Source organism: Vreelandella neptunia, from assembly GCF_034479615.1.
In the GTDB taxonomy this organism is placed as follows: Bacteria; Pseudomonadota; Gammaproteobacteria; order Pseudomonadales; family Halomonadaceae; genus Vreelandella; species Vreelandella neptunia.
This window is the reverse complement of record NZ_CP140255.1, coordinates 4,754,168-4,768,594: the sequence shown is the minus strand read 5'-3', so window position 1 is coordinate 4,768,594 and position 14,427 is coordinate 4,754,168. Positions and strand designations below refer to the sequence as shown.

Below are 14,427 nucleotides of genomic sequence, written 5' to 3'. Positions count from 1 at the left end.
TAAAAACTATACTGCTGCCTTTTGATACGAGGCGTATTTGCATGCGCTTTTAAGGCGGACGTTGAGTAGTGTGTCATAAAGGCACAGACAATTTTGCGCATGTGTCATTAGTGCACATTTAATTAGCGCGCTTTTGTTTACAGCGATGTATTATTGCGCACAATATATTTAAAATAAGTAATTGATTTTATTGTTATTAATTGAATTAAGATCGGTTTTGGCATTTTAAGTGCAAGCTTAAGGTAGTGAAGCTAACCGCAGTGAGAACTGAGCCAGGGGCCTCTTCTTACTTCACTTCAGCGGTATCAAACAGTCGTCAGGAGTAAATATTATGTTTAACGTATTTGTAAAAAAAGCAGCTGTTGTGGGACTTTCATTTGGTCTACTGGCTAGCCCGTTGGCAATGGCACATATGTCCATTGAAGCGAACCAAGACTTTACCGTCGATGATCAGCCGATTCAGGCACAGTCACACCGTACCTCGACCCAAGCTGAGTTTAGCCCATCTGATTTGATGTATGACGAAGGCGAGCGCCCTCTAGTTATCAAGGCAGAGTCACACCGCACCAGCGCTCAAGCGGAGTACACAGCAAAAGACTTAACTCATGATGAAGGTGATGGAAACGTTTGGTAACAAAAGTTTGCAATTATGTAGAAATACATTACGATTGACGTGTGAGCTAAACACGCGAAGGCGTGTCAAAACGATACGGATGCAGATCGATTCAAGGAATGAATCAAGCGACAATCAAAGCGTTAGTCAGGGTTAAATTCCAAGGTTGGAGTCCCGCAAAAGGAAAGGAAGCTAGCGTTAGTCATTGTCAAAGTATTGTGTCCTTAGGCCCTGCTAATGCGGGGTCTGATTTTTTGTGACACCCAACACCTCTCTCAAACCATTGTCTTTTTCGTTTAAGGTGCTGCTTTCTAGCGAGGCCCAATTTCATTGCGTCGCTATGCATACACCACACCTCATGCAGTCTGCCGATGGGCGATGTCTTAAGCATCTACTATGTGTAGATAACAGTCATATGAGTAATGAATACATAATCCCTCTGGGCATAACAGAATGTGTTATTTTTAAGCGATTTTTTATAAATTATTGATTTTTAAAGAATAAAATATTTTTATTTTTTGGCGGCTAATATGCAACATAAAGCGTAATAACCGTTCTAATCATCATCGAACGGAATCCATGAATAGTGAGGAGATCACCATGCTGTTAAAAGAAATGAGTCAAAAACTCGCCATAGTCGGTATTGCTTTTGGTCTGGTAGCGAGCCCCTTGGCGATGGCGCAATCATCTATTGAGCTAAATCAAGACCGTACCGCTGGTCAGGATGTCATCGACAAACCTGAGTCACATGCAGCTTCCAAACCATCTCATGTCTCTGCGAGTGACTTGAACCATGATGAAGGTGATAGCTTGGACTTTTCGCCCTCAAGTAGTCGTTTTTCTAGTGCTGAAAAAGGGGCGACCTCTCGCCGAGAGGGTTACACTCCTGGGGAACTCAACCGGGATGAAGGCGATAGCACCGACTGGTAAAACATAGAATAAGTGTAACTGCTAATGTAATCATTGCTAGCAAAAACCCCGCCGAAGCGGGGTTTTTGCTATAAGTTAACTGCAGCCCACGTCAGTGGTGGTGGCCATCAGCAGCTTCGCTGCCTTCCTGGGCGCCCTGTATCCAAACCTCAATATCCACATCGCCTTGTTCTGCAAAGGTGAGCGTAAGAGGGAACCGCTCACCCTCCTTTAGCGGCTCGGTGAGGCCAATCAGCATTAAGTGAAAGCCGCCACCAGGGCGCATGGTATAAGTCTCACCTGCCTCGACGAGAATCTCATCCACATGCCGCATTTGCATCATATCGCCGTCCATTCGCATATCGTGCAGCTCAACGTTGCTGCTCGCAGGGCTGCTCGCGCCAATAAGAGTAACGGACTCTGAAAGGGCGGTGATGTCGACGTAGGCGGCGCCGTTTGCCGCACCTGGTGGGGTAGGGGTGGCGAAGGGATGCGCAACGCGCAGAGCCTCAGTTTTTACCTCGTGGGCTACGGCTATAGATGCCATCAAAATAGACATAGCGCTAACCAAGAGTACGCCCCCCAGCCAAGTCGTCGGTTTTAACATGCGGTGATTCCTTTGTTGTTAATTGAGCCCAGGATTGAACCTAGGAAAGCCGAACAAAACATAAAGGTAGCAAAGTGGCGTAGCCTGGGTAATAAGCGCCTACTGCGGTGTGATGCCGCGTGTATCACCATGTACATTTCTGTAATGGTCATCCCAGAGTAGTACGGCACCCGCTACGGCGCCGGGAATCAGAAATAGATTGGCCAACGGAATCCAGGTGATCAGCGTGACCAAACCTCCAAAACTGAGGCTTTGCCACCAGCGTTTAGAGAGCCGTTGACGCATATCAGCAAACGTCACCTTGTTGTTATCCATGGGGTAATCCAAATAAGTGATGGCCATCACCCAGGCAGAAAACAGCGCCCAGAGTAGTGGGGCAACGATATTAACGCCTGGAATCCAGCTAATCACAAAGAGGCCAGCGGCACGCGGCAGAATATAGGCGAGCTTAACAAACTCGCGTCCCACAGCATCAACGGCTGTTTTAGTCAGATTTCGATCATCAATGGGCTCACGGCCAGTGACTTGAACTTCAACTTTGGCGGCCAAAAAGCCGTAAAAAGGGGCTGCAATCAAGCTGGTCACCAGCGTGAAGGTAAAAAACACGACTACCAACAGGCTAATTACGAAAAGCGGCCAGATAAGCCAGGATAGCCAATCAAGCCAGGCGGGTACCATGCTCATCCAATGGGCGAGCCAGCCATCAAAACGGTTGAGCACAAAGCTGAACATGCTCACGTAGACAATCAGGTTGACCAGAATCGGCAGAAAAATATAGCGGCGCATACCCGGCTGATACACACAGCGTGTACCTCGGCTAAGCGCAGTGACAGCATCCAGCATTTAGGTGAGCTCCTCGAGATTCAAACGACCAGGCCGCTTAGCAGCCTAGTCGTATTGCAGGAGGAAAGCCCCATCAGGTCAAGACTTTTTTAGCACCTTCGGATCCAGGTCGTCGGTGTCGCTATGACGAATATCCAGGCCTTTGACGAGATAAACCACGTACTCAGCAAGGTTGTCGGCGTGGTCGCCTACTCGCTCCAGCGCACGCAGTACCCACATGATGCTGAGCACGGATGTAATAGAGCGTGAATCTTCCATCATAAAGGTCATCAACGAACGCATAGCGCTGCTGTACTCGTCGTCAACCAGCTCGTCTTCGCGCACAACCTGCATTGCCAGGTCAGTATCAAAGCGGGCAAAGGCTGTGAGTGCGTCGCGGAGCATTTTGCGTACGTGCTCACTAATGTGACGCACCTCTACCAAGCCACGAATGGTGCTGGTGTTTTCACTTAGGAGCAGGGCGTTGCGGGCAATTTTGCTGGCTTCATCGCCAATGCGCTCTAAGTCTGAAGTGGCGCGGATGACGGCCAGCACCAGACGTAAATCGGACGCTGCCGGTTGACGACGCGCCAGTACGCGAGTGCATTCATCGTCGATTTGCAGCTGTAGATCGTTGACTTGGCGGTCATTGTCACGCACCTGCTCGGCTAACCGGGTGTCGCCTTCCAGTAGGGCAAAGACGGCGTCCTGCACTTGCTTTTCCACCAGACCGCCCATGGCCATCAGGTGGGTTTTCAGCTCTTCCAGCTCCTGGTTGAACTGGCGAGAGATATGCTGGCTGTGAGAGTCGCTAGTAATATCCATGGAGCACTCCTGACGGTTCAGTTGCTAGGGCCTAGGTGATGCGGCCGGTGATGTAGTTTTCAGTGCGTTGCAAACGGGGGTTGGTGAAGACCTGATCGGTCGGCCCGTATTCAACCAGCTCCCCTTGATGCAAAAAGGCGGTGTAATCCGATACGCGTGCCGCTTGTTGCATATTGTGGGTGACCAGTATCAGCGTCAGCTCTGACTTGAGGTTACGGATCAACTCCTCAATTTTGAGGGTTGAAATCGGGTCGAGGGCTGACGCAGGTTCATCAAGCAGCAGCACATCGGGCTGAACTGCTAAGGTGCGGGCGATCACTAGGCGCTGCTGCTGGCCGCCGGAAAGCTGCCAGGCGGAACGGTGTAGGCGGTCTTTCACCTCATCCCACAGAGCAGCGGAAGTAAGCGCCCACTCAATAATGTCGTCCCTTTTGCGCTTGGGCATGCGCTGCTGCAATCGTAGCCCAAAGGCCACGTTTTCATAGATCGACATGGGGAAGGGATTGGGCGTTTGAAATACCATCCCCACACGCCGTCGCAGCTCAGTCACATTCATTTGCGGGTCATGAATATCTTGCCCTTCCAGCGTGATTTGGCCGCTGTGGGTGACCGACTCATTAAGATCGTGCAAACGATTAATTGCCCGTAACAGCGTCGACTTACCGCAGCCTGACGGGCCGATAAAAGCCGTTACACGATGCCGGGGAACACTGAGGGTTAACTCGCGCAACGCCTCTTTCCCCGCGTAGGCGAGGCTAAAGTGATCGATACTCAGGCAGCTGTGCTCGGACGAAAAGTGCGCCACTGGTGCCTGAGAGGTATTGGCTGAATGTAATGACGCTAGCATTCGTTTCCCCGTTGACGCCTAAGATAATGACGCAGAAATATGGCAGTTAGGTTAAGCACCAGCACAATTAACACTAAAAGTAGCGCCGTGGCGTAAACCAGCGGTATGGCAGCCTGCACATCTTCGCCGTGAAAGGCGGTATCAAATAAATGATAGCCAAGGTGCATGAACTTGCGCTCTAAATGTAGGTAAGGAAACTCACCATCGATGGGCATTTGAGGCGCCAGCTTAGCAACGCCAACCAGCATTAGCGGCGCCACTTCGCCGGCCGCGCGGGCAACCGCTAAAATGACGCCTGTTAGCATGGCGGGGGCAGCCATGGGCAGCACAATGCGGGTGAGCATTTCTAAGCGCGTAGCGCCAAGCGCCACGGCGCCTTCACGCTGCGCCTCGGGAATCCGCGCCAGGCCTTCCTCTGTTGCCACAATCACCACTGGTAGGGTCAGCAGTGCCAGGGTCAGCGACGCCCATAACAGGCCGCCGGTGCCAAAGGTGGGCGAAGGCAGTGTATCGCTGAAAAACCACTCATCCAGCGAGCCACCGATGCCGTAAACAAACACGCCCAAACCAAATACGCCATACACAATCGACGGAACGCCCGCCAGATTGCGCACGCCAATACGTACCAATCGGGTCAGTCGCCCCTGGTGAGCGATTTCATTGAGATAAATAGCGGCCAGCACCCCAAACGGGGTCACCATCACCGACATTAAAATCACCATCAGCACCGTGCCAAATATCGCGGGCCAGACGCCACCGTCGGTGTTGGCTGCCCGTGGGCCCTCACTCAGAAACCGCCAAACTGCATCCCCCCAGGCGAGCGTTTTCTGCCACACGCTCATGGCATTGGGAGCCTGAGCGCTCGACACGCTGGCCAGCGGTTGGCGCAGGGTTTGGCCGTCCACGGTGGTAAGCAGCAGTTGGCTATCCTGGCGCTGGCTGACGGGGAGCGCCAATAAAGAGGTCAATCGTTGCCAGGCAGCGTCTCCCTCCCACCGCTGGCCCTGCTGCTCTATGGCGACCAAACGGCCAATAAAGTCGCCCCAGGGGCTGCGATCAAGACGAATCAAATCGTCTGGCTGGGTGCGCTCGGCAATTTCATCAATCGCCACCCAACGCCAGCGCACGCCCTCTATATCCTGGTTGCCGGTAAAGTAGAGGCGTTCATCCCCTGCTTGCTGGGGTAGCGCGACTTCGCGTACGGGTTGACCAGCAAAGGTTTCGCCCGAGTCAAGGGTGACCTCTTCCAACGTAGCGGGCCAGAAGTGCCCTAGCCCGCGCACCAGCAGCAGCGTGAGTAGGGCGCCCAGCATCAGCAGGGAGAGCGCTACGCTGGCTGCGCAAAGCCAGGGCCATACATCATTTGCCCGGCTAAAACGAGGTCGGCGAGAGGCGGCGTGGGTCGAAACTGAGGTCATAAGGTGCCCCCCATCTGGCGGAAGCGGCGGCGTAAACGCTGGCGGACGACCTCGGCAAGGGTATTGACCAGAAACGTGAAGATAAACAGCACCAGGGCGGCCAAGATCAGTAGATGATAGGTCTGGCCACCGGGGGACGCTTCAGGCAGCTCAATGGCAATAGCCGCGGCCATGGAGCGCATACCCTCGAAGGGGCTGGCGCTAAACAGGGCTGTATTGCCGCTAGCCATCAGTACTATCATGGTTTCGCCTACCGCCCGGCCCGCACCGATCATTATCGCCGAGAATATACCTGGGCCCGCTGCCACTAACGCCACTTTCCACATCGCCTGCCAGCGGCTGGCTCCTAGCGCTTGCGCGCCCTCTATTAAGGTTGAGGGCACATCGGCGAGCGCGTCTTCTGCCAGTGAATAGATGCTGGGAATAACGGCAAAGCCCATGGCAATACCGACAATCAGCGCGTTACGGGTGGCGTAATCCATGCCATAGCGCTGGTCGAGTAGCTGGCGTAAATCACCGCCTAACCACTGCTGCTCCATCCAGGGCGCGAGCCATAGTGCTACCGCCACCATTATAGCGAGCCAGGGAACGAGCCAGAGACCCGCCCAGGAGAGCGGTAAGCGGCGGCGCAGGCGTGATTTGGCCCAATGCCAGAGTAAGCCGGCAAGCGCTGCGCTAAGCGGTAGCCAAACGATCAGCACCAAAGCGCTGGCTAGATGACGCTCGACCCAAGGTGCCAAAATAAGTCCGGCAATAAAGCCCACCACCACACCGGGGATAGCCTCCATCATTTCGAGCGTGGGCTTGATCCGCGAGCGCAGGCGCGCTGACATAAACAGTGCAGAGTAGATGGCGGCCCCCAAGGCCACGGGAATGGCGAACAGCAGTGCGGCTAGGGCGGCTTTAAGCGTGCCCCACGCCAGGGGGGAGAGCTTAGCCAGCGCTAAGGTATCGCCAATCGCCAGCAGCGGCAGGGTTTCCCACACCAAAAAGACACCGATAGCCAGGATTGCCAACAGCACGCCGATGCCGCCAGCGGTGATTAAACCGGTGGCCATGCGATCTTGCAGCAGCCTTAGCGGCCGTCGAGAAGAGCTTAACCGAGGTAGGGTCATGTGGATATCATGGCAAAACCGAGGTGATCATAGCGCTGACCAAGAGGTAGTGAAAAACCAGGATGTAGTGAACAACAGTGCATAGACAGGATCCCTACCCTAAGACAATTATGTGTCAGTTAGATGACAGTGGTTTACCACCTCTGTTGTGCGCTAAGGACACTGGAGGTTAATGGTACAAAGCCGGATGCGCGCGCAATCTGCTGGCCCTCATCGGACATAACCAATTTGAGCAGTGCCTGCTCGGCGGGAGGTAAGGTCTCCCCCGGCGGTAGGTTCACATAGAGGTAAAGGTAGCGCGACAGCGGGTAGTCACCGCTCTGTATCGCTGCTTCATCGGGCGGTATCGCAATGCCATCATCGTTATAGAGGCTCAATGCATGAACGGCTGGGGTTAGGTGGTTAAATCCTGCATAGCCCATCGCATTGGCGGATTCGCCAACGGCCGCGACCACCGCCGATGAGCCGGGGTGCTCACTAATGTCGTTGCGAAAAAGACCGCCGCATAACGCCCGCTGTTGAAATAGCCCATGGGTGCCCGAGGCAAGGTTACGCCCATGCAGCGCAATGCTACCAAATGACCAGTCACGGGTTGCCGGTAGCTGTTCCCAGCGCCTGATCGGCACTTCGCCTCCGCAGGCCAACGAGGTTGAGAAGATGGCGTCAACCTGCAGCCGGGTCAGAGCGCGTAAGGGGTTATGGCGGTGTACAACCACAATCAGTGCGTCACGGGCGACTTTTAATTCCAGCGGTGGGTAGCCATAGCGCTCAATAAAATTGTCACGCTCTTCGCTGGTCATCGGACGAGACATCGGGCCAAGCCGGGTAGTGCCGGCCATCAGCGCCGTGGGTGCACTGGCTGAACCGCTTGCTTGAAACTGCAGCTTTACCTCAGGATAACGGGTAGTGAGGGTTTCACCCCAGCGCAGCATTAGCCCCGCCATAGTGTCGGAGCCCACCGCGCCCAAGGTGCCGCTAATAACTGCTGGCTGCTGCCCCCAGGCCAGGGACGTTATCAGCATCAGGACAAACGCCATCCAGCTCAATACGGTGCGCCGAACGGTGAAAGCTAAACCCCCATTAATGAAAAGAGTCGTCAAACGAGTATTCAAACGAGCGTCCTCTTATGGTTAACTAAATCCATTCCTTTGTGTTGCGATGCAGCAACACCTATAAATAACGTGCCACGCTGCAACGTTTACAACAATAAACTGACTAAGCGACTAACTCATGACTCTTCTGGAAACCGATTTGGACGACGTACCCGCCCCTCAAGGCCAACTAACGCTAAAATTACTGGCTTCCCGCCAAGATACCAATTTTTATGGTGATATACCCGGTGGATGGCTGGTCAATCAAATGGATCAAGCGGCTGAACTGGCGGCAGGCCGTGAAGCAGGGGGGCGTACGGCGACTGTGGCAATTGAAGCCATGGACTTTTTAAGCCCGGTGCGCGTTGGCTCGATGGTCAGCGTTTACACCCAGGTACAAGAAATTGGTCATAGCTCGATCAAGATTGATGTGGAGGTCTGGGTGCGTCCTCCCCATGGGCAACGCATAGAGGAGCGCCAAAAAGTTACCGAGGCGCGCTTTGTGATGGTTGCGCTGGACGATAATGGGCGCATCCGAGCAGTGCATAGCGACTAGTTCACTTCAACAGAGCTGACTTGAAATAGCAAAAGGGCGCTAAGAGCGCCCTTTTGTCGTGCTTGTCGTTTACTGGTCTAGTGGCTCATTAACCTTCGACGTTATCGCGGTTCTTCAGGTAGGCGTATTCACCCACATCGCTGAACGGGCGCAGTAGCTTCTGGAAGGCCGAGTAAGACTCGTAAACACGGCGAGATTCCTCGTCGCTTTCGACCTGGCGCTGGATCGCTTCCTGAGACGAGGTGTATAGCGCCGCCATTACATCGTCAGGGAAAGTACGCAGCTGAACGCCATGCTCATCGACCAGTGTTTCCAGTGCTTGTGCGTTGCGGAAGGCAAATTCGCTGATCATCGCAAGGTTAGACGCCCGCGCCGCTTCGCGAACCACGTCCTGCAGATCTTCCGGCAGCGCGTTCCAGGCATCCAGGTTGATCGTTCCTTCCAGTACCGCAGAGGGCTCGTTCCACGCCGAGGTGTAATAGTAGTCAGCCACCTGATGTAGGCCGAATGCCATATCGTTATAGGGCCCCACCCAGTCAGCGGCATCCAGTGCACCGGTTTGCAGCGAGGTGAAAATTTCCGAGCCCGGCATAGTAACCGTACTGACGCCGATGCTGTTCATCGCTTCACCCGCCAGGCCCGGCAGGCGAAGTTTTAGCCCCTGCATATCGTCTAACGAGTTGATCTCTTTTTTGAACCAGCCCGCCATCTGCGCACCGGTATTGCCCACGGCAAACGGCTTCAGATTGTGATTGGCGTAGATCTCATCCCAAAGCTCCTGACCGCCGCCGTGGTACAACCAGGCGTTCATTTCGGTAGTCGTCATACCGAAGGGTACAGCGGTAAAGAACTGCGAAGCAGCTACTTTGCCGCGCCAGTAGTAAGAGGCAGAGTGGCCCATCTCAGCGGTACCGGCTGCTACCGCATCGAAGACTTCCAGGGCTGGTACCAATTCACCCGCTCCGTGTACACGGATCTGCATGCGGCCGTTGGAAAGCTGTTCTACCCGGCGGGCGAAATCATTCGCACCAGTGCCCAGGGCAGGGAAGTTTTTCGGCCAAGAGGTGACCATGTCCCAGGTGAAGGTTTCTTGTGCGCGCGCACTTGAGGTGGTTACGAAAGGGGCGGCAACGGCCCCGGCGACGCCAAGGCTGGCAGTTTTGAGGAAGTGACGGCGTTGCATGGTGAGCAAAACTCCAAAGGTAATAAAACTGTTGTTATAGGGCGCTAAGTTCGCGGTGTCCGCTTGTTAGTATGCTGTATAGCGAATTTAGCCCGCAAGCCTGATTAATCATCCGAGGCGTCTTTCATGCTGTTGCCATGGCGTACCAGCCAATAACAGCCGCCTAACGCCAATACCGCAGCCGAGAGGGCGCCAATCTGCCAGGGGTCGATGACTTCCATATCCAGCACCATAAACTTGCGCACCAGCGCCATAATGGCAATGAGAACCACGATTTCAACGTGGATGAAGCCTTTACCACTGGTCATTGTGCGGATGATGGAGTTATTGAACTCCATGGCAATCAAGACGGTAAGGATCATGTCAAATAGCGCTTGAAATACGCGGTAGTCAAAGGGGTCACGGCTTTGAATAAACAGCAGTTGCACCACATGAATGACTAAGTAATACATAGCGACCAGCACAGCGCCGCCGATGGCGAGGGTCAGCACCATCGAAACTAAGCGTTCAAAACGCTGGTAGCCGCTGAGTGCCTGCCAACCGTTACACACCTCAGGAAATAGGCGTTTTAAGCGCTGTTTCATAATGACCTCTATGTGGTGCCTGGAGCGCGTAGGCGTAGTTAATGAGAAGAATCGCTGGTTTACAGCGGCGTTAGCTTAGCAAAACCAAGCACTAGCCATTTGACCCCTTCACCTTCAAAGCTGACCTGCACTCGGGCGCGGGCACCTTCACCTTCCGCATTAAGAATAATCCCTTCGCCAAACACCGGGTGCTCAACTCCCTGACCAACGTGGAGGCTAGGCATATCGCCGCTGCTCTCGACACTTTGCTGGGCAAAAGACGTTCGTGATGCGGTGACCGGGCGGGAAATATGCCCGCGTAGGCGGACTTCTTCGAGTAGGTGTGGCGGTAGCTCGCGCAAAAAGCGCGACGGGCGTGGAAACACCTCTTTGCCGTGCAGGCGGCGGGTTTCGGCGTGGGTCAGGTAGAGCTTCTGCATGGCGCGGGTAACGCCGACGTAGCAGAGCCGACGCTCCTCTTCGAGCCTGCCCGGTTCCTCCAGGGACATCTTGTGCGGAAACAGCCCCTCCTCGACACCGGCAATAAAGACGACGGGGAACTCCAGGCCTTTGGCGGAATGCAGCGTCATCAGCTGTACGCTGTCCTCAAACTCTTCGGCTTCATGGTCGCCAGCATTAAGGGCGGCTTCTGAAAGAAACGCTTCCAGTGCCGCCATGCCTTCGCCCGCTTCAGGGGCTTCAAAAACATCGCCTTGGGTAAAGGCGCGGGCAGCAGTGACGAGCTCTTCCAGGTTTTCGACCCGCGCCTGGCCTTTCTCGCCGCGCTCACTCTTGTGGTGCTCGATCAAACCGGTATGCACCGTGACGTGATCGATAATTTCGTGCAGCGCCATGCCAGAGGCATCGTTATCGAGCTGCTCAATCAGGTTGGCGAAGGTTTGCACGGCATTGGCCGCGCGGCCTTTCAAGGTGCCGTCGTTAATCGCATCGTGGAGTGCCTGCCACAGCTGAATGCCTTGTTCACGGGCACGTAGGCGGACAATCTCCACCGTGCGTGTGCCAATACCTCGGGTGGGTACGTTGATCACCCGCTCAAGCGAGGCGTCATCATCGCGGTTGAGCATCAGGCGCAGGTAGGCCAGGGCATTCTTGATTTCCAGGCGCTCGTAAAAGCGGTGACCACCGTAAATACGGTAGGGCATGCCTTGGCGAATCAGCGTCTCTTCCAGCAGGCGAGACTGGGCGTTTGAGCGGTAGAGAATCGCGATATCGCGGCGGTTAAAGCCTTCGTCGACCTTCTCCTTGATGGTGTCGACGATATAGCGCGCTTCTTCCAGGTCGTTAAACCCGGCATAGATCGAGATCGGCTCGCCTTCGATACCGTCGGTCCACAGGTTTTTACCCATCCGCTCGCTGTTGTGGCTGATCAGCGTATTGGCGGCTTCCAGAATCGCGCTGGTGGAGCGATAGTTCTGCTCGAGCCGCACGGTGTGGGTTTGCGGAAACTCCTGCTCAAAGCGGCTGATATTCTCCACCTTGGCACCGCGCCAGCCGTAGATCGACTGGTCGTCATCACCGACGGCAGTCATCGGCGTCTTCATGCCGGTGAGCAGCTTTAGCCAGGCGTACTGCAGGGTATTGGTATCTTGAAACTCATCCACCAGGACATGACCAAAGCGCTCTTGGTAGTGGTTTAACAGCGCCGGGTTATCGCGCAGCAGCTCCAGGCTGCGTAGCAGCAGTTCACCGAAATCGACCAGGCCGCCGCGCTCGCAGGTGAGCTGGTAGCGCTCGTAGAGCTCAACCATCTGGCCCATGTAGGCATCGCCATCCACATTGACCTGGTGCGGGCGCAGTCCCTCCTCTTTGCAGCCGGAGATAAAGTGCTGCACTTGGCGGGGCGGGTAGCGTTCGTCGTCGATGGCGTAATCTTTCAGCAGCCGTTTGACCAGCCGTAGCTGATCGTCAGAATCGATAATCTGGAAGTGTTGCGGCAGCTTGGCGTCCTGCCAATGGGTGCGCAGCAGGCGGTGGGCGATGGAGTGAAAGGTACCTACCCACACATGGCGCATCGAGATGCTTAGCAGCGCCTCGAGGCGGGTGCGCATCTCCTTGGCGGCTTTATTGGTAAAGGTTACCGCCAGCAGTGCGTAGGGTGAAAGCCCTTCGGCCTGCATCAGCCAGGCGATGCGATGAACCAGCACGCGGGTTTTACCGGAGCCTGCGCCTGCGAGCACCAATAGATTACCTTGGGGAGCGCTCACTGCTTCGCGCTGGGCGGAGTTGAGCTGATCGAGAATCGCCGTGACGTCGTCCATAGTAGCCGCTGCCGGATCAAAAAATAGGCGGCTAGTCTAGCACAGCCAGCTAACTGGCTGTGTATACAGGTGTGGCAATCTTCTCGCCTCTGTGTCGAGGGCAGGTTTCCGCGAGGGCGCTGTGAACCCATCCGTGGGCGCTACTTTTGCATCTGACCGCCATGGAGGGCGGAAATGCCGGAATTGTCAGGAACACTTTCCGGCCCTGTCAAAAGACCCTCGCTTCAACCTGCCCTCGCACTCGGTATAGGCAAAGACTAGGAATCTTCAGGAAAGCGCAGCGTATTAAGGCTCTTTTTAACCGCTTTGAGCTGTTCGGCGAGTTTCGGCCCGCGGGTTTTGGCCACGCCCACGGCGAGTACATCGATAAGCACCAGGTGTGCAATCCGCGAGCTAAGCGGGGTGTAGATTTCGGTGTCTTCGTGAACATCGATATACAGCGGCAGGCTAACCTCTTCGGCGAGCGGCGAGCCGCTGGGGCACAGGCCAATGACTGTCGCGCCCGCTTCGCGAGCCAAGCGCACGCTGGCGACCAACGCTTTGGTACGGCCGGTTTGGGAAATGGCCACCACCACATCGCCATCGTTCAAGGTCACCGCCGACATATTCTGCATATGCGGGTCAGCGTAGGCAGAGGTAGAAATTTGTAGCCGGAAAAATTTGTGCTGAGCATCAAAAGCCACCGCGCCGGATGCCCCAAAACCATAGAACTCGACCCGATTGGCCATCGCCAGGGCGTTCACCGCACGGCCCAGGGCCTCATTATCCAGACGGTCACGAACCGATAGCAGCGTGCCCACGGTCGAGTCGAAGATGCTGTGGGAAAACTCAGCGACCGAGTCGCTATCGTTCATGGAGAACTGGGCAAACTGACTGCCGCTGGCCAGCATTTGTGCCAGCTGTAGTTTGAAGTCCTGAAAGCCATTGCAACCCAGCGCACGGCAAAAGCGCACAACGGTAGGTTCGCTAACGGTGGCTTCGGTGGCCAAGTCCACAATACGCATGTGGATGACCTCTTCGGGGTTGCGCAGTACAAACCGCGCCACTTTTTGCTCGGAGCGTCGAAAGTGCTCCATGCGGCGTCTCATTTCATCGAACAGGGCGCGACTCACGTTCAGCTCCTTGGCTTTCTAGCTCACTTGGCTACGTTGGCATTGGTCACAGTATGCCTGACTGATGGTGCAAATGGGCACTGATAACGACGTTCAGGCTAGCGTTTAAAGGCCGTTAGCCCCTTTTTTTATGAATGGTCATCATTTTGTCAAGTAGGTTATAGTAATAACTGAAGTGCCGCACTGCATCATAACAGTCGTCACGGATGCAGGTGGACGAAGGCATATTCATCTGGAGGAACGTCGATTATGAGAAACGTCGAACGAATCACCTCGGTTAAAAGCGAATTGCTCGACATCTTCATGAGTATGGAAGTCGATGAGCATGCTCAGCGCCAGCGCAGCGCTGCCCAACGCAGCTTAAGAGCGCGGCGGGGTATTGAGCTTCATCGTGAGTTTCAAAAGTTATCGCGGGATATCGCCCCCTTGCCCGATGAAGATCGGCAAGAGAGCGAATTACACTAAGTTTCAGGATGCCAAGAGAGTA

General features: G+C 54.8%; 15 protein-coding genes. 4 read left to right on the top strand and 11 right to left on the bottom strand.

Annotation, left to right across the window (positions count from 1 at the left end; translation table 11 throughout):
* Positions 1–331: 331 nt before the first annotated feature.
* Both SR894_RS22035 and SR894_RS22030 read left to right on the top strand, forming a co-directional pair.
* A complete protein-coding gene (locus tag SR894_RS22035; RefSeq protein WP_223288311.1) occupies positions 332–634 on the top strand; it encodes a hypothetical protein in 303 nt (100 codons plus the stop codon).
* Between the two features lie 579 nt (positions 635–1,213).
* Positions 1,214–1,543, top strand: coding sequence for a hypothetical protein (locus SR894_RS22030; protein ID WP_133732243.1), 330 nt, complete (start codon positions 1,214–1,216; stop codon positions 1,541–1,543).
* 91 nt (positions 1,544–1,634) lie between these two features.
* Here the strand turns inward: SR894_RS22030 and SR894_RS22025 are convergent, their stop codons facing one another.
* From SR894_RS22025 to SR894_RS21995, 7 genes are all read right to left on the bottom strand, one after another.
* Positions 1,635–2,129, bottom strand: coding sequence for a copper chaperone PCu(A)C (locus SR894_RS22025; protein WP_223288312.1), 495 nt, complete (start codon positions 2,127–2,129; stop codon positions 1,635–1,637).
* Positions 2,130–2,228: 99 nt separating this feature from the next.
* Positions 2,229–2,972: a sulfate transporter CysZ gene (gene cysZ / locus SR894_RS22020; RefSeq protein ID WP_223288313.1), complete on the bottom strand. Its 744-nt coding sequence runs from the start codon at positions 2,970–2,972 to the stop codon at positions 2,229–2,231.
* Between the two features lie 78 nt (positions 2,973–3,050).
* Positions 3,051–3,776: a phosphate signaling complex protein PhoU gene (phoU, locus tag SR894_RS22015; protein ID WP_088698318.1), complete on the bottom strand. Its 726-nt coding sequence runs from the start codon at positions 3,774–3,776 to the stop codon at positions 3,051–3,053.
* Positions 3,777–3,807: 31 nt separating this feature from the next.
* Positions 3,808–4,623, bottom strand: coding sequence for a phosphate ABC transporter ATP-binding protein PstB (gene pstB, locus SR894_RS22010; RefSeq protein ID WP_009286293.1), 816 nt, complete (start codon positions 4,621–4,623; stop codon positions 3,808–3,810).
* Complete coding sequence (gene pstA / locus SR894_RS22005; RefSeq protein ID WP_223288314.1) at positions 4,617–6,041, bottom strand: phosphate ABC transporter permease PstA; 1,425 nt, start codon at positions 6,039–6,041, stop codon at positions 4,617–4,619. Before pstA ends, pstB begins: the two co-directional genes overlap by 7 nt.
* Positions 6,038–7,156, bottom strand: coding sequence for an ABC transporter permease subunit (locus SR894_RS22000; protein WP_133732239.1), 1,119 nt, complete (start codon positions 7,154–7,156; stop codon positions 6,038–6,040). The genes pstA and SR894_RS22000 overlap by 4 nt, the downstream gene beginning before the upstream one ends.
* 134 nt (positions 7,157–7,290) lie before the next feature.
* Positions 7,291–8,193 (bottom strand): PstS family phosphate ABC transporter substrate-binding protein, encoded by a 903-nt coding sequence (locus SR894_RS21995; protein WP_223288315.1) that lies wholly within the window; start codon positions 8,191–8,193, stop codon positions 7,291–7,293.
* Positions 8,194–8,386: 193 nt separating this feature from the next.
* Between SR894_RS21995 and SR894_RS21990 the strand changes: the two genes are divergently transcribed.
* On the top strand, positions 8,387–8,803 hold the full coding sequence (locus tag SR894_RS21990) for an acyl-CoA thioesterase (RefSeq protein WP_022521117.1): 417 nt from the start codon (positions 8,387–8,389) through the stop codon (positions 8,801–8,803).
* 88 nt (positions 8,804–8,891) lie between these two features.
* On the opposite strand, the gene SR894_RS21985 is transcribed toward SR894_RS21990, so the two are convergent.
* The 4 genes from SR894_RS21985 to hexR all read right to left on the bottom strand — a co-directional run bounded on the left by SR894_RS21985 (position 8,892) and on the right by hexR (position 13,940).
* Positions 8,892–9,986, bottom strand: a complete 1,095-nt coding sequence (locus tag SR894_RS21985) for a TRAP transporter substrate-binding protein (protein ID WP_223288316.1) — start codon at positions 9,984–9,986, stop codon at positions 8,892–8,894.
* A gap of 104 nt (positions 9,987–10,090) precedes the next feature.
* The gene (locus SR894_RS21980; RefSeq protein WP_133732236.1) at positions 10,091–10,570 is read right to left on the bottom strand and encodes a phosphate-starvation-inducible PsiE family protein; all 480 of its coding nucleotides are present in this window, start codon (positions 10,568–10,570) and stop codon (positions 10,091–10,093) included.
* Between the two features lie 59 nt (positions 10,571–10,629).
* Positions 10,630–12,828 (bottom strand): DNA helicase II, encoded by a 2,199-nt coding sequence (gene uvrD / locus SR894_RS21975; protein WP_133732235.1) that lies wholly within the window; start codon positions 12,826–12,828, stop codon positions 10,630–10,632.
* Between the two features lie 257 nt (positions 12,829–13,085).
* On the bottom strand, positions 13,086–13,940 hold the full coding sequence (hexR, locus tag SR894_RS21970; protein WP_133732234.1) for a transcriptional regulator HexR: 855 nt from the start codon (positions 13,938–13,940) through the stop codon (positions 13,086–13,088).
* A 249-nt stretch (positions 13,941–14,189) separates the two neighbouring features.
* On the opposite strand from hexR, the gene SR894_RS21965 reads away from it, so the two are divergent.
* Positions 14,190–14,405 (top strand): PA3496 family putative envelope integrity protein, encoded by a 216-nt coding sequence (locus SR894_RS21965; RefSeq protein ID WP_022521120.1) that lies wholly within the window; start codon positions 14,190–14,192, stop codon positions 14,403–14,405.
* Positions 14,406–14,427 lie beyond the last annotated feature (22 nt).

Coding starts and splice junctions, on each gene's coding strand:
- SR894_RS22025 (WP_223288312.1), bottom strand. CDS start 2,129: ATGTTAAAACCGACGACTTGGCTGGGGGGCGTACTCTTGGTTAGCGCT.
- cysZ (WP_223288313.1), bottom strand. CDS start 2,972: ATGCTGGATGCTGTCACTGCGCTTAGCCGAGGTACACGCTGTGTGTAT.
- pstB (WP_009286293.1), bottom strand. CDS start 4,623: ATGCTAGCGTCATTACATTCAGCCAATACCTCTCAGGCACCAGTGGCG.
- SR894_RS21980 (WP_133732236.1), bottom strand. CDS start 10,570: ATGAAACAGCGCTTAAAACGCCTATTTCCTGAGGTGTGTAACGGTTGG.
- SR894_RS22000 (WP_133732239.1), bottom strand. CDS start 7,156: ATGACCCTACCTCGGTTAAGCTCTTCTCGACGGCCGCTAAGGCTGCTG.
- pstA (WP_223288314.1), bottom strand. CDS start 6,041: ATGACCTCAGTTTCGACCCACGCCGCCTCTCGCCGACCTCGTTTTAGC.
- SR894_RS22035 (WP_223288311.1), top strand. CDS start 332: ATGTTTAACGTATTTGTAAAAAAAGCAGCTGTTGTGGGACTTTCATTT.
- SR894_RS21995 (WP_223288315.1), bottom strand. CDS start 8,193: ATGGCGTTTGTCCTGATGCTGATAACGTCCCTGGCCTGGGGGCAGCAG.
- SR894_RS21990 (WP_022521117.1), top strand. CDS start 8,387: ATGACTCTTCTGGAAACCGATTTGGACGACGTACCCGCCCCTCAAGGC.
- SR894_RS21985 (WP_223288316.1), bottom strand. CDS start 9,986: ATGCAACGCCGTCACTTCCTCAAAACTGCCAGCCTTGGCGTCGCCGGG.
- phoU (WP_088698318.1), bottom strand. CDS start 3,776: ATGGATATTACTAGCGACTCTCACAGCCAGCATATCTCTCGCCAGTTC.
- uvrD (WP_133732235.1), bottom strand. CDS start 12,828: ATGGACGACGTCACGGCGATTCTCGATCAGCTCAACTCCGCCCAGCGC.
- SR894_RS21965 (WP_022521120.1), top strand. CDS start 14,190: ATGAGAAACGTCGAACGAATCACCTCGGTTAAAAGCGAATTGCTCGAC.
- SR894_RS22030 (WP_133732243.1), top strand. CDS start 1,214: ATGCTGTTAAAAGAAATGAGTCAAAAACTCGCCATAGTCGGTATTGCT.